The organism is Streptomyces sp. SAI-127, assembly GCF_029894425.1.
Lineage (GTDB): Bacteria > Actinomycetota > Actinomycetes > Streptomycetales > Streptomycetaceae > Streptomyces.
The window spans coordinates 50,948-69,193 of sequence record NZ_JARXYJ010000003.1; the positions used below are offsets into that span (position 1 = coordinate 50,948).

An 18,246-nucleotide genomic window follows, 5' to 3' on the forward strand; every position below is an offset into this window, starting at 1 on the left:
GTGAGTTCCTTGCCACGTGGGTGTCGACTCGTCCGTTATGCCTTTGGTGAGGTTGGCGGTCGATGCGACGTGGATCATGGCCTCGGGACTGGCGGGCAGGGTCTCGTAGTCTCGGGTGGGGCGCCGGTGCAGCATGATCCCGCGGATGCCGGGACGACTGGCACGTCCGGTTCTGAGGGGGCCGGGGCATGGCAAGGTGACCCGGCTACCCGACTAAGGGCTCGTAACACGATCTTGTGATTCGTCGCTGGCGAGCGTGTCCGGTGTGTCGATTTGGCTGTTCGTGAAGGTGTGAGCAACAGGCCGTGGATCGTGGACGATGCGTTGTGGGCGGTGATCGAGCCGCTGCTGCCGAAGTGGCCGGAGCGGTCGCCGGGGCCGCGTCCGGTGGACGACCGGCGGTGCCTGCAGGGCATCTTGTTCGTGCTGTACACCGGAATTACGTGGCAGCAGCTGCCCCTGGAGCTGGGCTTCGGCTCGGGGCAGACCTGCTGGCGGCGGCTGGGCCGGTGGCACGAGGCCGGCGTCTTCGAGAAGCTGCACCGGATACTGCTGGCCGATTTGAACGCGGCCGGCCAGATCGACTGGTCGGGCGCCTGCGTGGACGCCTCCCATGTGAAGGCGAAAAAGGGGGCGAGGCGACCGGACCGTCGCCGGTCGACCGGGGCAAGACCGGCAGTAAGCACCACCTGATCTGCGACGGACGCGGCACCCCGTTCGCGGTCATCACCACCGCGGCCAACGTCAATGACGTCACTCAGATGCTCGCCCTGGTCGACGGCATCCCGCCAGTAGCCGGCCGCATGGGGCGTCCTCGCGCGCGCCCCGATGCCCTGCTGGGCGACAAGGGCTACGACAGCAACCCCAACCGCCGGGAGCTGCGCAAGCGCCGAATCCTGCCGGTCATCTGCCGCAAGGGCAGCCCCAACATCGAGGGCCTGGGCAAGCTCCGCTACGTCGTCGAGCAGACCTTCGCCCTGCTGCACCAGTTCAAGCGCCTCGCAATCCGCTGGGAACGACGCCTCGACCTGCACGACGCCCTCGTCTCACTCGCCTGCGGACTCATCTGCTGGAGAAGACTCTGATGACGGCGTGCGCGATCAGGCTGAGCCCTCCTACGCTGATCAGCTGTGACTGACACACCTCAACTCTGGCTCAACAGCGGGCTCCGCGCTTTTGAGATAGTCCACTGCCGAGTGACAGGGCATCGAGGACGATTCGGCGTGGAAGTCGAGGTGGTCGCTCCAGCATCCGCTGTTCCGGCCTTCATCGACTTCGTGAACCTCACCGACAGCCTGGAACACCCACGCCCAGAGGACTTCCCACCGATCGGGAGCATGCTCGATGCCGTCGCGCTCGACTTCATGCCTTGGGGTGAGCTGCGCTTGACGGCTCGTCCATCGTCACTGGCATCTCAGCGGCTGCCGGATTCGCCCGCACAAGAGAACGAACTGCCTCGGGCAATCCCCTGACGTCTGCTGAACCATCTGCTAGCCCAAGATCGTGTTACGAGCTCTAAGTGAGCGTTTGGTTCTGGTATTGAATGGTTCATGGCGAATTTCGGGAGCCAGGCCGAGCGCCCAACGAAGTGATTCGCCGGAAACGCCGCTTCTGCGGCAATCAGCAGAACGGTAATGCGCCGGTTTCCTGGTAAGAGCTCCTGTCTCATTCAGGAACCTACCGGTTCGTACCGAGTTGAGAATGCACGCCCCGGTGCACCCAGCACCCCCGCACACGCCCTGCTCAGACCGACGGCCACCGCATACCCAGGCATCATGCAGCCCCCGCGGCCCTACCCCAGCGACCTGTCCGACGCCCGCTGGGAACTCATCCGCCCCACCCTCGAAGCCTGGCGCCAGGCCCGCAACGGCATCCGCAAACCCACCCACGACCTGCGCGCCCTGATGAACGCCATCCTCTACGTCGACCGCACCGGCATCCCCTGGCGCTACCTGCCCCACGACTTCCCGCCCCACCAGACCGTCTACGGGTACTTCGCCCACTGGGAAGCTGACGGCATCTTCGACCAGCTCACCGGGCTATTACGCGGCAAAGTCCGCCAGGCCGAAGGCCGCACCAGCGAGCCCAGCGCCTGCCTGATCGACAGCCAGAGCATCAAAACCTCCGCCACCGTCCACCTGACCAGCCAAGGCATCGACCCCGCCAAGAAAATCATCGGACGCAAGCGGCACATCGCCACCGACACGCTCGGACTCCTGCTGGCCGTCGCCGTCACCGCCGCCAGCGTCCACGACTCCGCCGCCGGCACCCAGCTCCTGACCAACGTCCGCGAGCGCCACCCCACCATCACCAAAGCCTGGGCCGACAACGGCTACAAGACCAAAGCCGTCGAAGAAGCCGCCCACCTCGGCATCGACCTCGAAATCGTCCAACGCGACCCCACCACCCGCGGCTTCCACGTCCAGCCCCACCGCTGGGCCATCGAACGCACCCTCGGCTGGCTCATGCACCACCGCCGCCTGGCCCGCGACTACGAAACCCACCCCCACCGATCAGCAGCCATGATCCAAATCGCAGCCATCAACCTCATGACCCGCCGCCTCGCCCACGAAACCACCACCAACTGGCGCGACAGCTAAGCCAAACGAAACAGACAACGGAGAACCAAACGCTCACTTATGTCTCGGGAGCGATCGTGCCGGTCGACGACGGCTGGCTCGCGACTTCCTGAGCGACACACGCCGCAGCGCCGGGTGAGATCCACTCACCCGGCGCTGCGGCATTCCTGTCCCGGGAGGGTGAAGTCCGGGAAAGGTCCAACGGCACCGACCACCGAGGCCACACCGAGCAGAACACCGCGATCGCCAGCTACGTACGCTGGCACAATGCCGGAGCCGAGCCGTAGGCCAACTTCGCGACCGTCTCACCGATCCGGACCTGGACCGATTATCCGGCAGAGGCTGCGTGTCAGACCGAGAGCTGACGGCGCAGCCATGCCACGCGGGTGGCGATGGCGTCCTGCGAAATCACGGCGTGAGGGGCCACGACGTCGAACCCGTGGAACCCACCGGGCCAGACGTGCAGCTCGAGGCGGCCGCCCGTCTGCCATATGCGGCTTGCGTAGGCGACGTCCTCGTCCCGGAACGTTTCGGCCGACCCGACGTGGATGAACGTGGACGGCAGGCCAGAGAGGTCTGCCGCACGGGAAGGTGCAGCGTACGGGGGCACGTCCGGTCCTCCGCGAACGCCGTCGCCGAGGAGCGCGTTCCATCCGGTCTCGTTCGAGGAGCTGTCCCAGATACCGACGCCGCGCATCTGCTGGGCAGAGGGCGAGTCGTTGCAGTCGTCAAGCATCGGCGACAGGAGCAGCTGGGCCAGGATTGTCGGGCCGTTGCGGTCGCGTGCCATCAAGGTGACACGAGGCCGCCGCCGGCGCTCGCACCGCCGATGACGACGCGTTCAGGGTCGATGTTGAGCTCGTGGGCGTGATCCGACACCCACACCAGGCCCGCGTAGCAATCCTCGACGGGACCCGGGTGGGGTGTCTCGGGTGGGAGCCGGTACTCGACCGAAACCACGGCCATGCCCATTGGCTCGGCCAGGTTCAACATCTCGACGAGGCCGAACCGGTTGTCTCCGACGATCATGCCGCCGCCGTGGATGGGGTAGATCGCCGGGGTCGGGGTCGCCGCGTGCTTCGGGAGGCAGATCAGCAGCGAGATATCCGGTTCCCCGTCCGGCCCTGGCACCGCCCACTCCTGCACGCTGTAGGTGCCACCGCGCGAGAGGACCTCGTCGGTCGGGGTCTCCACCCCGGGGACGGGCTTGCGCATCTCAACGATGTTGTCCAAACGGTATGCGTCGGGGGAGCGCAGGCTGGTCAGGACCTCGATGACGGGAGCGAGCTCCGGGTCGAAGGGCGGGGGCGGTCCGACCGGTTGGGCGGATGACCGGTCTGTGATGTGTGTGGTCATGTGTTCTCCCTGCGGTAGTCAACTGGGTGCTGCTTGCCCCAGCTCACGGGTCATCGATAGATGTCACGTGGCGGATGCGGCCCGCCATCTGGTGGGTCAACCTGAGCGCGCGCACACGCAGACTGGTGACGCGCAGCCGGTCTGGAGCCGCGTGGCGCGATCTCGACGACCAGGCGAGCGCCGGAAGCGCGACGACGGCGTCGTCGACGCGCTTCTCGGTGCTGCCGAGCAGCGTCTGAGAGTTCTCCTGGTGAAGAAGAAGGGGGTTCCGCCGTCGGATCGAGCCGTTCGCGAGTGGCTACTCGGAGCCGGTGCCTGGCTCAGACGGTCGGGACGGTGCCGCCGTCGATCACGTACTCGGCTCCTACGATTGCCGAGGCGCGGTCCGAGACCAGGAAGCCGACCAGGTCCGCGATTTCCTCGGTGTTCGCGAATCGTCCCAGGGGTACTCCTCCGAGGGAGTCGTAGATGGTCTGCTTGGCTGCTTCACGGGTGAGTCCGTTGCCCTCGGCGATCCGGTCCACGAATCTTTCGTAGGCTTCGGTCTCGATTCCGCCGGGGCTGATTGCGTTGACCCGTACGCCGCGCGGCGCGAGCTCATTGGCAAGTCCCTTGCTGTATGTGCGCAGCGCGGCCTTCGCTGCTGCGTAAGCCAAGGACGCGTCGTGCTGGGGGAGCTCACGCTGGATCGAGGTGAAGTGCAGCACCACGCCCGACCCAGACCCGATCATTGCCGGGAGAAGAGCTCGATCCAGCCGCACCGCTCCCAGGAGGTTGAGGTTCAGCTCGGTGAGCCACTGGTCATCGGTGATGACCGCGAATCCACCAGACGGCGTCGACGCCCCTCCGACGACGTGCACCAAGATGTCGAGTGTGCCGCCGGCCTCTGCGATTCGAGCGGCCACGGCGTTGGTGCCTTCTGTCGTCAACAGGTCCGCTTCGATGAATCGGTCAGGGTGCTCGTACCCGTCGGGCATCGTGCGCGCCGTCGCGTACACGTCGGCACCCATCTCTCGCAGTCTCTCTACGACGGCCTTGCCCGAGCCCTTCGAACCGCCCGTGACCAGCGCCCGGCGACCGTCGAGACGATCGCGATCTGAACTCGACATTCTTCTCTCCACTGAAGATCGAGGTAGCGCGGGTTCCGTCAGGCCGGGTGGTTGGCGATGACGAGTTCGGCGACGAGGTCATCCCGCAGCGCGAACCGGTAGTCGAGCTCGGCGACGCCACCCGGGAAGGTGCCCTCGAGCCGCACGGTTACCACCCAGTGGGCGTCATCGACGCGCCGAGCGCCGATCTGCTCGGTCGTGTACTCGAACTCGGACCCGGCGTCCCGCAGGAACGCGTGGGCCTCCTCTCGGCCGCGGAAGGTCTCGCCCTGGTCGACGACCACCGCATCCTCGGCGAGGAACGACGAGGCGGTGTCGGCGTCGCGGACGACGTGGGCGGCGAAGAACTCGCGCACGGTGGTCGGGAGCAGATCGGACGGGAGATCGGTGTGCTGTGTCATGAGCCCACCGTGTGACCTCACGGCGCGGGAGGGTCAAGCCGTGGACTCTCCCCCAGGGGGAGCGTTCAGAATGAGGGGGTGCTGACCATCGGGGAGTTCTCGCGGCTGACCCACTTGAGCGTGCGGACACTGCGTCGGTATCACGAGGCGGCGTTGCTGGAACCTGCCGTGGTGGACGAGACCACCGGTTACCGCTACTACGGCGTCGACCAAATCCCGACCGCGCAGGTCATCCACCGGCTCCGGGAGCTCGACGTCCCCCTGAGCGATGTGCAGCGGATCCTGCGGACCCCCGACCCCGGTGTCCGGGCGGCCCTGGTCGCGGACCACCTGCAACGCCTTGAGGACGTGCTCGACCGCACCCGGGCCGCGGTCGTGTCGCTGCGCCGCCTGCTCCGGCCCGACCCCGCGCCGATCGACGTCGAGCTGCGTGCGGAGCCCGCCCGGACGGTCGCGGCGGTGGAGGCCGTGGTCGGGCATCGCGACGTCGCGACCTGGTACGCAGGCGCGATGGCCGAATTGGAGGCGGCCGTCGGCGGCGCCGTGACCGGACCGCCGGGCGGCAGCTACGACAACGCCCTTTTCGAGCAGGAGCGCGGTCACGCGGTCGTCTACCTGCCGACCGCTGCGCCACCTCGCACCGGACGCGTGCACCCCATGATTCTGCCGGCCGCGGAACTGGCCGTCACCACCCATGTCGGCGAGCACGACGGCATCGAGGTCACGTACGGCGAACTCGGGACCTGGGTGGTGGAGAATGCGATGTCGGTGGCCGGGCCGGTGCGGGAGGTCTACGTTGTCGGCCCTCGCGACACAAGCGATCCCGCTGCGTGGCGCACCGAGATCGGCTGGCCGGTCTTTCGTGTCACCTGAAGCGGTCAGTGCGGTGCGGAGTCTTGGAACGACGGGGCGCACGCCTTAAGGCCTCGCGTTTTCACGGGTTGGGGCGCCGAGGCTTGATCAAATAAGCAGAGAGCGCTGACCTGCAACGATGGGACTTGTCTAGGGTCCTGTTGGCTGCACGGAAAGAAGCACTCTGCAGGTGAAGAAGCGTATCGGGTCGTACCCGCGTGTCCGCATCGAGGGCGGCGGCCGGACGGTGGTCTCGCAGTCCGGGGGCGTGCTGCTGGTCGAGACCGTACGCAAGGCCGGCTTGGACACCGCGATATCAGCGGCGCTGACGCCGTGGCGGAAGCCTCCTGCCGTGCACGATCCGGGCAAGATGCTGCTGGACGTGGCCCTGGCGGTCGCGCTGGGCGGGGACTGCCCTCGCGGATGTCGCCATGCTGCGGGCCGAGCCGGCCGTGTTCGGGCCGGTGGCCTCCGACCCGACGGTCTCCCGCCTCATCGACACCCTCGCAGTCTCCGGGAAGAACGCCCTGCGGGCCATTCGTGCCGGGCGGGCTGAAGTACGCCGACGTGTCTGGCGGTTGGCCGACCGGAAAGCGCCTGATGCGGGCGGGACGGTGACCGTGGACCTGGACGGGGTGCTGGTGATCGCACACTCGGACGAGGAGGACGCCGCGCCCACGTGGAAGCGAACCTACGGCCACCACCCGCTGATGGGGTTCGTCGACCACGGCCCGGGCGGCACGGGTGAACCGGTCGCGGTCGTGCTCAGACCAGGCAACGCGGGATCGAACACGGCCATCGACCACATCAGCGCCGCTCAACTGGCCGTGGCCCAGCTGCCGAAGAAGTACCGGCGCGGGCGCCGGACGGCTCGTACTCCTGCCCAACCCCGGCTGACCAGCAACTCTTGACCATCTCGCCGACAACATCACTCGCCCGGGCAGCGGAACCCGGCGCCCAGCCGACGTGACAGCCGGGCCGCCGGCCTGTCCACCGTCAGCACCGGAAAGTGAAAAAGGGTCCACCGACTCCGTCGCCAGGCCCTCGCGCTAGATCGAGATTAAACCAAATTTCACCCGTTTGGCTCAATAGTTGTGCCCGTATTTCTGATTCCCAGCAAGCTGAGACACGGGGTGTTCGATTCCATTCCAGCGGCTTGGCTCAAGAAACCAGCCGCTGCTCCGGCTCCGTCGGTGAAGGGCCCCGCAGTGGTCACCTGTGCGGCGGGCTCCCAGCCGAAGGACTGGTCGAGCGTGTAACGGAGGCCGTTATGTCTGATAGGAGCGGGACGAGCAGATCGACTCTCGGGACGGTCGTTGCGCTTACTGTTCTGCTCGCGGTCGGCGGCTGCGGGGGAGGCAGTGATTCCTCACGCGAGGCCGCGACATCCCTGGACGCCGAGCCGGTAGGAGCCGCCACGCTCTTCCCGGGAAGCGAGCAGGAAGAGGGGCAGGATATCGATATCCCGCAGACCGCCGTCGGTGAGCCCGCGGCCAGGGAAGTGGAGATCCGCAATAACTCGGATGAACCGATGACGGTAAACGACGTGTCGGCGAGCGGATTCGAGGTGTCCGATGACACCTGTACCGGTGAGACGGTCGATCCCGGAGATTCCTGCACGTTCCAACTGCTCGGATCGTCAGACGATGGAGGAACGGCAACGGGAAGCCTGACGGTCGAGACCGACCAGGGATCCGTCAGCTCGAGCCTGTCGGCAACATCCGTTGACGAGGACGGGAGCCCGTCGCCCGATGAGACCGCCACGCCCACACCCACCGAACCGCCTTCGGAGAATGATGAGACCGAAATCACTCCGACTGAGACACCACAAACCCCGGACGAGCCGGACGACACTCCTGATGACACAGAGGACTTCCAAACGGACTCCCCCGCGGTGCCGTAGGAGGACTGCCGGCGCCGCCGGCACAGGTTACCGAACCACCCCACGCCATGTGCCGACGACCTCCACGCGGACGTTGTCGTCGTCGCGCAGGACCAGGACGACGTCGACATCTCTCGGTCGCTTGTGCGGCACCAGAAAATATCGGGTTCTCGACTTGGCAAGAATGCGAAACCCGGCACACCGGAACTGATACGGCTGATGCGCCCGGCCACGGTCCTCACAGGTGATGGACGGGGCCGAGGCGTGGATCGGCGTGCGCGAATGGACCAGCACACGCGTGGTTCCCTGGTAGCCGTTCTCGGCGTCGTGCTGGGCGCGGGACACCCCCGCCCCATACGCATAGCGGGCCATAGCGAAGAAGAGGATCATCGCAACCGCTGCCAGCAGCAGTCCTTGTGCGGCATTCCAGTGCCGCTGCCTCCGATACTCAGGGCCCCGCCGCAGATACAGCGCGAACAGCAGCATGAGGATGCCGACGGCCACCACTACTGGGGGAAGCAAGTCGCGAAGCCAGAAGCTGGGGAGCCCCCGCAGCACTCCACGTTGCCACCAGAGCGGCTCCAACAGGACCGGAAAGCTGATCAGGAGCAGTACGGCACCCACAGAGGAAACCGCGCCGGCTGCCAGCCTCCTTTGCCTGTCCGACGCCTGCTCCGCCAGCCGTCGCTCCATCGCGCGGAAGAACAGCACCCCCACGAGGCCCACGACAAGCAGGACCCACAGGGGAAAGAACAGTGCGGTGGGGCTGTCGAGCAGGTAATCCTGCGGAGTGAGCTCCAAGTCGCGCATCGGGATGCCGAAGTAGGAGTAGTAGGCACTCCGATACCTGTTCCCCAAGTAGTACAGCAGTCCGATCACGACCGAGCCTGGGGTCACGACATAGGCAGCCCTCTCAAAAAAGGACTTCTTCCCCGGCTCCGTCTCCTGCTCCATAAGTCGTCAACCTCCAACATTCGGCCGTTTGAAAGCTAAGCGCCAGCCGTCACCACAACGGGTTATGACACGCACCGTGCGACGGGACTGTAGGACGTTCGGTGTAACTCCCGGTCATGGAATATGCACCGATGACCAGTGAGAACGTAGCCAGCTCTGAGCTGTCGGGCCTGCGAAGACTCTTCCGGCGAAAGAGTGGACGACCAGTTGATCGACGAGCTGGTGGGCCGGGCCCAGGCCGAGGGGGGACTGGGACAAGATCGTCCGTTTACACGGCCCCCACCGAAGAAGCCGCCCGGGACCGGTTCGCCGAGTTCGCCGATGCGTGGGGCCGAAAGTATCCGGCGATCGTGAAGCTGTGGGAGAACGCCTGGGGGAGCTCACCCCCCTTTTCTGCGCTTCGACACCGAGATCCGCCGCATCGTCTGCACCACCAATGCGATCGCGTAGGTCAACGCCCGCATTTGCGGGAACCGCGGATTCGCCGGCCGCCCAGCCTTTTCAGTGCCCGGACGCCGCGATGCCGCGCCGGCCAGGGGTGGCGGGACGCGCCGCTCCTGCACCTGGAACTTCGACAGGCTGCGGGGCGTCTGTCGTCTCCAGCTCGGACGCGCCCGGTGCGGCGACCGCCGTCGGCACCGGCGCGGCAGCCGAGACGGCACCGGGGGCCGGATACTTCGCCGCCCACCCGTTGAGTAGCCCCTGGTGGGCATCAAGGCGCGGCGACTTCGGCTCGCTCCGGCCGTTCTCCCAGTTCTTCACCGACTGGGTCGTCGTCTTCAATGCGGTAGCGAGGCGGGACTGGGTGATGCCGGCAGCCAGACGCAGCCGGGCCCGCTCCGCCGGAGGCGGCAGGTGCGGCTCCTCATTCAACAGAGCGTCGACGGACGCGAACAGCTCTTTCTGAGCCGTGTGGACGGCCGGGCGGCGGCCTCCCACGTCATGGCACTCGGAGCAGCGTAGGCACGGACCTGCAGTCTCTGGTCCACCCAACAGGCCGAAACGGCCCCCCAGTTGCGTCCACTGGCGGGCCGCCGTGAACTGCCGGGGCGCTACTGCGGGACGGCGGGTTCGTGACTACATCCTCGACGGCACCCCTGCCCCCCGCAGCTATCGGCGACAGCGCGAGCGCCACTGCGCTGCAGGCGGCAATGACGCCGACAGCCACCTTCTCGAGCTGGAAGCCCACGAGGTGGAGGGGCACTGCCCCGAGCCGGTGATGCCGGCCAAGCGGAGCCGACCGCTACCGCCAGCCAGGAGATACCGGTTGATGCTACTGACTTACGCCACCGCGAAATGGTGGCTAGTCTGAGGTCATGCCTGTCACCACGATGACCCTGCGGATCCCCGATGAGCTGGCTCCCTCCATCAAGGCGGCTGCCTCGGAGGCCGGCCTGAGCGTGAACCAGTACGTCGTGCGCGCCGCTCGCCGTGCCGCCACCCTCGACGCCGCGCACCAGCTCGCCGCGCTGGGTCTCGGCGACGACTTGGCGGGCGAGGGAGACACTCTGTGAGACGTGGAGAGATCTGGACCCTCGGCGATGGACGCAATGTCCTGATCGTCTCCCTGACCGGCTTGGAAGAGGCCTACGGTGCGGTGGTCACGATCGTGCTGCATCCCTCCGGCCGCTACCCCGATACGGCCATGTCGGTCGTGATCGGAGACCCGATCCCGTGCACCGCGGTCGCCGTCAACCTCCAGCAGCTGCGGGTGACCCGCTTCGACGGCGCGAAACTCCTCGGTGAAGTCGACCCCACCGCGATGGCCCGCGTCGACCAGGCGCTGCGCGCCGCCCTGGACCTGTAGCCGCCCCCACCAGAGAAGAGAGAGGCTGCGGCCCAGAGCGCCGCAGCCGTGCATAGAACTCGCAACACGATCATGCGCCCCAGACCCAGGAGTCGTCCGTGGTGGAGCATGGGAGAGTGGCCCTGGATCGCGGGCGATGACCTGTGGGGGGAAGAGGGGCGAGGTGCGCGGCGCGCTCCCTCCAGGCTGGCCGTTCCGAGGAGGGAGTGTCCTGCCAGGGCGCATGCAGTCTGATCAAGGTCAAGCCGGTGGGCGGCCGGCCCCATCTGGCGCCGCTGATCGCGCGTAGGACCTGCTGGCAGGCAGCGTCGTCCGCCGCCCATGCCGCGTCGCGGGCCTGCGCGGCCAGCGCCCGGGCCTGTTGCCGTTCGTCAATGCTTCCCATGGGTCCACCGTGCCCAGCCAGCCGACGGCCCCAACACCCGTACGTCGAACGAGAGTCCAGGCGGCATTCGTCTCGGTTTCGCCGCCGAGGGTGGCGACGGTGGGAGGCCGCCGCCAGCGATCCGGACAGCACACCGGCCGACCACCAGGCTCAGGGGCATGGGGGTCTACTGTCTGGCTTGTCAGTGCACCCGTCTAGATTCGCCGGGTGACTGAGCCTTTCTATCTCGCCGCGGTCCGGGAGTCATGCGACACCGTCGCCGACGACTACGCCGCCCTCGTCAAGAACCCGTCTGAGCTGGACCCGTTGTCCCGCTCGATGCTGACCGCGTTCGCCGAACTGGTGCGGGCATCTGACCTAGGACCGGTCGCAGACCTGGGCTGCGGACCCGGAAAGGTGACGTCACACCTGGCCGGACTCGGGGTGTCTCCGGTCGGCATCGACGTGTCGCCGAGGATGATCGAACTGGCTCGAAGCGCCTACCCGGACCTGCGTTTCTCCGTGGGCTCCATGACCGCGCTGGAGATCGAGGACGACACGCTGGGCGGCATCCTTGCCTACTACTCCATCCACCACACGCCTCCCGAGCTGCTGCCGGCCGTGTTCGCCGAGTTCCACCGCACCCTGGCACTCGGTGGACATCTTCTCCTCGTAGGCCACGTTGGCGCCGGTGAGCACCGCCGTCCGACACACGCCTACGGCGACCATCCCGTGTCCTACGAGTCCTATCGACTGCCCGCATATCAGCTCGCGGAGCTGCTGAAGCGGGCCGGGTTCACCATCACTGCTCAACTGGTCCAGGAGCCCGATGAAGCGCTGAAGTGGAAGATCGCCAGTTTCATGGCCCAGAAGTCGACGACCGACGGCGCAGCATGACTTCCTAGCCACGAGGGATGTCTGGACCGCGACCGCTACCGTCCGCGTCCTCGCGCGCGGTGCGGTGCGCACTCCTGGGTGACGGTGCGCACCACCGTGCGGGGAGTGCGCTGCATCGGGCACGACATATCGCGCCGCGCCGCGTGTGGGCGGTGCGCGGTTGTGCGGGCTGGTGAAGGCCGGGAATTCAGCCGGGACCACCGTGCGTACCTCGCTGGTCGGGCCGGCATCGGCACGCGGGAGCGGTGCCGGTGGCTGCAACCACTCAACAGCTTTGCAGAGGAGGTGCTCCTTCGAAAAGCGGCTCCTCGGGGAGGCCCGCCGTGCGCGGTCGGAGTTGGCGCACGCCAGGACGCGCGGGCCTGTTACGCACTTTCGGGTGACGGGACGACGAGGGCTGGGGTGGCGTATTCCGTCGGTCGAAGGCGGGGGCCAAGGCGTATACGGGTCGGTGATCTGGCGTGGCGTCAACTTGGTGCGTACGCCGTATAAATGGACGATGCATCCAAGAGTCACAGCAATATGGACGAAGAGTAACGGAGGGCGCATATCGCGTTCACAACCTGCACAGGGCGGTCATGGTGTGGGTGTGCGGCCGACCGGCCGCCACCCGCACACCGCACCAGCCCGTTCCGCCGCCCTGTCAGGGGCCGGGAACAGGGCGGGTGCTCGTACAGCCCTGGGGGCTTTGTGTCTTCTTCCACGGTGACTGCCCGTCGTCTGTCCGCCGCCGCGTTGGCGGCCGCCGCGATCGTCGGGGCGGTGGCGCTGCCGGCGTCGGCGGCCGACCACGCCCGGCCCGACCGGACGAAGGTGGAGATCAGCGCGGTCCAGTACGACTCACCCGGCCGTGAGGACCGCTCGCGGCGCTCGCTGAACAAGGAGTGGGTGGAGCTCACCAACACCTCGCGGCGCACCGTCAACCTCGACGGCTGGACTCTGAAGAACGAGGACGGCGACACCTACACCTTCGACCACTACCGCCTCGAGGGCCGCGCCACGGTCCGCGTCCACACCGGCCGGGGCCACGACACCGACAGCGACCTCTACATGGACCGCCGCAACTACGTGTGGGACAACCACTCCGACACCGCCACCCTGCGCAACGACCACGACCGCTTCATCGACGACGAATCCTGGGGCCGCCACGGCGGTCGCCACCACGGCGGTGGCCACCGCCACGGTGGTGACCGCCACCACTGACCCGTCTTCCCGCACTTGCGGCATGAGGTGATGGCACGGGTGTGAGGGGATGTGGCCCCGGATGGTTCGCCCGGATGCTGGTTGGTTGATCAGGGGCCCAACGTGACGTCGGCCTTCGAGACCTGGTGGTGGTCGTGAAGGCCGACGTTGTCGTGTGGGATGTGTACGGATGTCGATGCAGCCGAAGCGACCGCGGGGGAGCGCCCGGCGGCGACGGCGCGGGCCGCGTCCCCGTAGGGCAGTTTTGCGATCCGGCTGCGGGATGAGGGACAGCTCGGGGGACTGCGCCGCCGCCTGATGCGGCACAGCCACCGACTGGTGTGCTGCCCTGGATCCGTTGTCAGGGTGCGAGGTCGTGCGTGGCGTCCGCAGGGGGTGCGTTCCCGGCAGGCTCGGAGGGGGGAAAGAGCCAGTCCTCGAAGGCGTCCAGGGCGAAGAGGGCGGCCAGCATTATCAGGGGCAGTGCGAGCGCGAGCACGATCACAGGACCTCCCTTGGCTGTGGGCCTGCGGCTGAGGAAGTGACCGGACTTCAGGATGCGGCCGAATGGCTGATACCGCACTTTGGCCCCCACGCTGACCGCCAGCGGGACAGTGGCGGGCGGTGCGCAACGCAACGGGCCGTGCCCAATGCCGCAGAGCCCTCGTTCACAAGACATGGAGGAAGATCCGCAGCTGAGACGACCCCGCCTGCTGGGTGACTACTGGTCGGGCTCGCCGCCCCTGTCACAGGAGCACTGCGTCTGCCGGGAAAGCAGCTCGCAGGGACGAGGCTGGTGTGGTGCATCGAAGGGCACATGGCTGCACACGGGCATAGCACTGCTGGCTTGGAGCCTGGTCGTCACCGCCATGCTGGCCACGATCATGAAGTAGGCCCCCGCACCGTGCCCAGGTCGTGCCGCCGCCCATTCTTCGTCAGCGGCGGCGGCACTCCGGAGCTTCCGGCCCAAGTGGCGACGTGGGAAGACCGGATCAGCCCGTACGACGAGTCTGTAAGGCGGCATGGTCCAAAGCCAGCCGTGCGCCGCCGAACGGAGAAGCACACCCTGTTGTGGTCGAGGTCCTGGCGGCCGTGGTCAGACCTGCACCCGCTGCAGGCCTTGTCGTATGGCTGTTCGGGCCACACGCATCCCAGGAAACCCTCACCAAAGGGCGAGCTGCAGATCTGTATGCCCTTACACGGGTGGATGCTGTGCCCAGCACGTCCGCTGTCTGGCGCGGGGCATAACGAACAGGCTGGTTCGGTGTGGTCACGTCACCGCGGTCAGCGTCGCGAATACCACGACATTGCCTCGGTAGCCAGTTTCTTCGGCGTATTCACCCCCACAGGTGATCACGCGCAATTCAGGCCTCGGGGAACTGCCGTAGACCTTCTCGTCCGGAAATGCCTCCTTGTCGTAGACCTCGACGGCGTCGACCGTGAAGACTGCTGTTTGCCGGTCTGCCCGGGTGATCTCGATGGTGTCGCCCTTGGCCAGCTCCCCGAGCCGGTAGAAAACCCCGGGTCCTTCGTGTGTGTCGACATGTCCCGTAGTGATGGCTGTCCCCTCTGAGCCGGGAGTTGTGCCATCGCCGTACCACCCGGCAAAGGCCGGCATATCTGCCGGTGGTGGGCGCAGTGCTCCTGTCTCGTCGAGGGTCAGTTCCGTCAGGGGGGCATTCACGCCGATGGCGGGGACCCACAGCCGGACCGGATCAGAGCGAGGCAGCGCCGACACTGAGGGGTGGTGGGCCGAGGCGGTGTTGCTGGGACCGGGCCGCAGGGAGGGGGAGAAGGACTGCGTGGTCGAAGGCTGCGGAGGCTGTCCGCCCCGGAGTGCCGTGATCATCAGCATCAAGCCCGTCAGCAGGGCGCAGACGAGGAACTTGGTGGAGGGGGTGAACAGGGGGGAAGGATCGACGGGCTCATCGCCGGGTGCCATCGTTCTAGCGCCTTTGCTTTGCGGCCGAAATGGGTGACGGGAGCGACTCGGGCCCCCGGGCCGGCACAGGCCCGGGGGCTGGGCCGATGGAACAGAGCGTCAGGTGCGGGCACGGGCCGGGCGGCGGCGCATCTTGATCGCGCCTCCGGCGGCGGCTCCGGCGAGCAGCATCGCCCCCAGGGCAAGCTGTGTGCCCTTGTCGTTGCCCGTCCCGAAACCAGCATCGACTGGACCGCTGGGGTTGCCCGTCCCGACCAGGTACATGCCCGTGACTTTGACTCGCGGCGGGCATTTCAGAGTGACGGTGTAAGCACCGGGCTCGGTGCCACTCGGCACCTGGAACTCGCCGGTCAGTACGCCCGTGCGGTCGCCTGGGAAGAGGTGGAACTTGCCTCCTGCCTCGGACTCGCCCTTCCCATAGGTCTCCGAGCCACAGGCTGTCGTGCTGACGCGGACGGTGGAGCCTGGGGCGGCGTGTCTAGTGCTGATGTGGATATCTGAACTGGTGGGGGCGCTCGCGGCTGCTGCGGCTGGGCTCGACAGACCGACGGCACCGAGAACCAGACCGATGCCGGCGCCTGCACACTTGATGCGCATGAAGTTCCCTCCGGGGAAGCAGTGGCCGGCCCGAATGCGCAGCCGCGTTGTTGTGCTCCGCTCATGAGAAAACCGACAGACCGGCCGGGCCGCAACACGGCATACGGACGGATGGGTCATCCGGCCACACCCAGCGATCGCAGTCCTTTGATCATTTACGCAGGTGAGCGGCTTTGAGGGAGAGATGGGAAGAATGCACCGCACAGGTGACGAAGGACCAGCGTCCGTCCCCTGGGTGAACCTTGAAAGCGCAGGACGCCGGTGGCTGCCGCTGCAGTGGTTCATCCTCCCGCGGCGAGTGACCGTGAAGAGGGGGGTCGATTGATTCCCCACGTTGCCTTTGGAACGACGATCGGCCTCCTGCATCGTGCGGGGGTGGAGTGCACCGGCTCCTACTGAGCTGCCCTGGCACGGTTCCTGAGCCGGGAGAAAATCAAGGTCGTCGAGGTCAACCCAGCCCGATGGCGCGCCGCCGTCACGACCAAGACGGGCGAGGGCCCGGCCGCCGACCTGCTCGTGCTGAACGGGCGAAGGAATCGGCCGTCAAGCCCGAATACAGTCGAAGGACCAGCTCAAGGCCGTACTTGTCGGCAGCGATCCCGAGCGGCGCGAATCCCTGTCCGTGTGGGGGCGGCTGCGGTGAGGGCGGCTGAGGCGAGGGCGTCGCCGGTACGGGAGCCGGGCAGTTGCGCCATGATGCTGCGTCGTGTGCGGGCGGCCTCACTGCGGCGACACTGATGCAGTGGTTTACTTGTACGCTAACCCGCGTGTTCTGATGGCGATGGCGTCCCGTGTGCAGGTCGCCAGGCCACATCCATGTCATCTGCGATGGACCCGCCACGAACGGCTGTCGGTGAGAACTGACGCCGCTCCGCTTGACATCGTCCTGCTGCGCGCGCTGGTGCTGCGGCCGGAATCGGTCAAGAAGGCCTGACCTCCGATACGGCGGTGACGGTCACGGTGTCCTCGCACTCGGCGAACTGCCCGTCGTCCAGGGCCACCTGGTGCGCCCCGGACCCCGGCAGCCGTACGACCATCGTGGGATACACCACGGGCGCCGAACCGGACACGCAGTACCCATCGGCCTCTCCCTGCACCTGCACGAACGTCAGCTTCACCCACGCCATGCCGCCGGGGGCCACCTTCACCTGCGCCGCGGCTCCGGTCGGCTTGACGGTGAGCGGCACGTTCATCTCGGGAGAGCCGTTCCCGGCGCCGGCCACCGTGGGGTGCCCCATGAGGACGCACGTGCGTCCGGACACGTTGGTGAACTCGACGACGGCCGCCCCGGTTCCCGTACCGGCCGGCCGCGCGGCGGCCTGACGGGCGGTCGCCTTCAGACTGTCCGCGGAACAGGTCGCCGCCGAACCGCCCGGAGCGGGTGCCGACGACGGAGGTACGGAGGCGGCGGGCGAGGAGGAGCCGGGAGCGGAGGCGGAGGGCGTCGACGACGAGGAACCGGAGGCGGAGCTGCCGGGCTTCGGGGCGCCGGGCGTGGGGGAGGAGGCCGCTGAGCTGACGGCCCCGGACGGGGTGACGCCGCCGTCTCCGGTGTCCGTACCGCTCCCACCGGGCTGACATCCCGCCACCGCCAGTGCCGCCGAAGCCACGACGACCGCCACCGCCGAATAGCGCATTCCGTTGACGTACCGCATGCTGTCCCCCGAGTACCAGTTGTCCGGAGCACGGCTCCTCGCCGCCCTCGTCGAACCAGACAGAACCGTGGAGCCGGCAGTTCTCCCTCACTCCGCCCTGTGACCCACCGGTGACGAAATCCGGCCACAACCACCGTGGAACGCCCCGGCAGACCGAGCTCCTGACCCGCGGCCTCCAGGCCGAGGGCGTCTCTTGCGCACCGGACGCGCCGGTTCGATCTCCAGCGCCACGTCGCCCAGGACGAACTGAGCGCGGGAGACCTGCGCGATCGGCTCTTTGGCCTGAGCGACGAGCTGTTCGTATCGCTGGGTGACGCCCCGATCCGGTCAGTCACGTCGGTCATGAAGACCACCGCCCTCGTCAGGGTCCGGCCCGGCCACCATGACGTGACCGGGCAAAGAGGCGCCGGCCCTGGTCACCGTCAACTGTGACGCGGACACGACACGTCGACGCAGAGCGTGAACCAGAGGCGCTCAAGCACCCAGCGGCCGCCGCCAACTCCCCTTCAATGCAAGGCGTGTTCGAGGTGCTCAAGAGACGTTCGGCTAGGGCGTTTCCGAAACGCCGGTCCGCGACGCCCGCCGCTCACGGCAGGCCCGCACCCGGCAGTGGTCAGAGCAGAACACCGCCGCCCTCGACCGCTCTACTCCCGCGGTCCACGACCTGCC

General features: G+C 67.3%; 16 protein-coding genes and 5 pseudogenes. 11 read left to right on the forward strand and 10 right to left on the reverse strand.

What is annotated here, in order from left to right; translation table 11 throughout:
• A pseudogene (locus M2157_RS47380) lies at positions 1-138 on the reverse strand (IS5/IS1182 family transposase); the annotation flags it as partial.
• Between the two features lie 153 nt (positions 139-291).
• Between M2157_RS47380 and M2157_RS47385 the strand changes: the two are divergent.
• From M2157_RS47385 to M2157_RS47395, 3 genes are all read left to right on the forward strand, one after another.
• A protein-coding gene (locus M2157_RS47385) for an IS5 family transposase (RefSeq protein WP_280868595.1) occupies positions 292-1,085 on the forward strand; the annotation gives its coding sequence in 2 pieces (ribosomal slippage) (positions 292-609 and positions 612-1,085; 792 coding nt in all).
• 138 nt (positions 1,086-1,223) lie between these two features.
• Complete coding sequence (locus M2157_RS47390; RefSeq protein WP_280859265.1) at positions 1,224-1,472, forward strand: hypothetical protein; 249 nt, start codon at positions 1,224-1,226, stop codon at positions 1,470-1,472.
• A gap of 303 nt (positions 1,473-1,775) precedes the next feature.
• The gene (locus M2157_RS47395) at positions 1,776-2,600 is read left to right on the forward strand and encodes an IS5 family transposase (RefSeq protein ID WP_280868596.1); all 825 of its coding nucleotides are present in this window, start codon (positions 1,776-1,778) and stop codon (positions 2,598-2,600) included.
• Positions 2,601-2,928: 328 nt separating this feature from the next.
• Here M2157_RS47395 and M2157_RS47400 read toward each other — a convergent pair.
• The 3 genes and pseudogenes from M2157_RS47400 to M2157_RS47410 form a co-directional block, all read right to left on the reverse strand.
• A pseudogene (locus M2157_RS47400) lies at positions 2,929-3,935 on the reverse strand (alpha/beta hydrolase).
• A 320-nt stretch (positions 3,936-4,255) separates the two neighbouring features.
• Complete coding sequence (locus tag M2157_RS47405; RefSeq protein WP_280859645.1) at positions 4,256-5,044, reverse strand: SDR family oxidoreductase; 789 nt, start codon at positions 5,042-5,044, stop codon at positions 4,256-4,258.
• Positions 5,045-5,082: 38 nt separating this feature from the next.
• Positions 5,083-5,445, reverse strand: coding sequence for a nuclear transport factor 2 family protein (locus M2157_RS47410; protein WP_020123128.1), 363 nt, complete (start codon positions 5,443-5,445; stop codon positions 5,083-5,085).
• A gap of 78 nt (positions 5,446-5,523) precedes the next feature.
• On the opposite strand from M2157_RS47410, the gene M2157_RS47415 reads away from it, so the two are divergent.
• The 3 genes and pseudogenes from M2157_RS47415 (at position 5,524) to M2157_RS47425 (ending at position 8,200) form a co-directional block, all read left to right on the forward strand.
• Positions 5,524-6,318, forward strand: coding sequence for a MerR family transcriptional regulator (locus M2157_RS47415; protein ID WP_280859300.1), 795 nt, complete (start codon positions 5,524-5,526; stop codon positions 6,316-6,318).
• 169 nt (positions 6,319-6,487) lie between these two features.
• Positions 6,488-7,166, forward strand: a pseudogene (locus M2157_RS47420) (transposase); the annotation flags it as partial.
• 401 nt (positions 7,167-7,567) lie between these two features.
• Positions 7,568-8,200: a hypothetical protein gene (locus M2157_RS47425; RefSeq protein ID WP_280868597.1), complete on the forward strand. Its 633-nt coding sequence runs from the start codon at positions 7,568-7,570 to the stop codon at positions 8,198-8,200.
• 27 nt (positions 8,201-8,227) lie between these two features.
• Here M2157_RS47425 and M2157_RS47430 read toward each other — a convergent pair whose 3' ends face one another.
• A complete protein-coding gene (locus tag M2157_RS47430) occupies positions 8,228-9,133 on the reverse strand; it encodes a hypothetical protein (protein WP_280859298.1) in 906 nt (301 codons plus the stop codon).
• A 266-nt stretch (positions 9,134-9,399) separates the two neighbouring features.
• Between M2157_RS47430 and M2157_RS47435 the strand changes: the two are divergent.
• Positions 9,400-9,580, forward strand: a pseudogene (locus M2157_RS47435) (transposase); the annotation flags it as partial.
• A gap of 20 nt (positions 9,581-9,600) precedes the next feature.
• Here the strand turns inward: M2157_RS47435 and M2157_RS47440 are convergent.
• A pseudogene (locus M2157_RS47440) lies at positions 9,601-10,006 on the reverse strand (helix-turn-helix transcriptional regulator); the annotation flags it as partial.
• Between the two features lie 443 nt (positions 10,007-10,449).
• Between M2157_RS47440 and M2157_RS47445 the strand changes: the two are divergent.
• The 4 genes from M2157_RS47445 to M2157_RS47460 all read left to right on the forward strand — a co-directional run bounded on the left by M2157_RS47445 (position 10,450) and on the right by M2157_RS47460 (position 13,404).
• On the forward strand, positions 10,450-10,647 hold the full coding sequence (locus tag M2157_RS47445) for a toxin-antitoxin system HicB family antitoxin (RefSeq protein WP_280859297.1): 198 nt from the start codon (positions 10,450-10,452) through the stop codon (positions 10,645-10,647).
• Positions 10,644-10,940 carry a hypothetical protein gene (locus M2157_RS47450; RefSeq protein ID WP_280859295.1) on the forward strand — a complete coding sequence of 99 codons (297 nt, stop codon included), beginning with the start codon at positions 10,644-10,646 and terminating at the stop codon, positions 10,938-10,940. Before M2157_RS47445 ends, M2157_RS47450 begins: the two co-directional genes overlap by 4 nt.
• 592 nt (positions 10,941-11,532) lie before the next feature.
• Positions 11,533-12,201, forward strand: a complete 669-nt coding sequence (locus M2157_RS47455) for a class I SAM-dependent methyltransferase (RefSeq protein ID WP_280868598.1) — start codon at positions 11,533-11,535, stop codon at positions 12,199-12,201.
• 705 nt (positions 12,202-12,906) lie between these two features.
• Positions 12,907-13,404 carry a lamin tail domain-containing protein gene (locus tag M2157_RS47460; RefSeq protein WP_280859293.1) on the forward strand — a complete coding sequence of 166 codons (498 nt, stop codon included), beginning with the start codon at positions 12,907-12,909 and terminating at the stop codon, positions 13,402-13,404.
• A gap of 340 nt (positions 13,405-13,744) precedes the next feature.
• On the opposite strand, the gene M2157_RS47465 is transcribed toward M2157_RS47460, so the two are convergent.
• From M2157_RS47465 to M2157_RS47480, 4 genes are all read right to left on the reverse strand, one after another.
• Positions 13,745-13,888, reverse strand: coding sequence for a hypothetical protein (locus M2157_RS47465; protein ID WP_280859292.1), 144 nt, complete (start codon positions 13,886-13,888; stop codon positions 13,745-13,747).
• A 765-nt stretch (positions 13,889-14,653) separates the two neighbouring features.
• Positions 14,654-15,238, reverse strand: coding sequence for a class F sortase (locus tag M2157_RS47470; protein WP_280859644.1), 585 nt, complete (start codon positions 15,236-15,238; stop codon positions 14,654-14,656).
• A 186-nt stretch (positions 15,239-15,424) separates the two neighbouring features.
• A complete protein-coding gene (locus M2157_RS47475) occupies positions 15,425-15,922 on the reverse strand; it encodes a sortase (protein ID WP_280859291.1) in 498 nt (165 codons plus the stop codon).
• Between the two features lie 920 nt (positions 15,923-16,842).
• Positions 16,843-17,577 (reverse strand): DUF4232 domain-containing protein, encoded by a 735-nt coding sequence (locus M2157_RS47480; RefSeq protein WP_280868599.1) that lies wholly within the window; start codon positions 17,575-17,577, stop codon positions 16,843-16,845.
• Between the last annotated feature and the right edge of the window lie 669 nt (positions 17,578-18,246).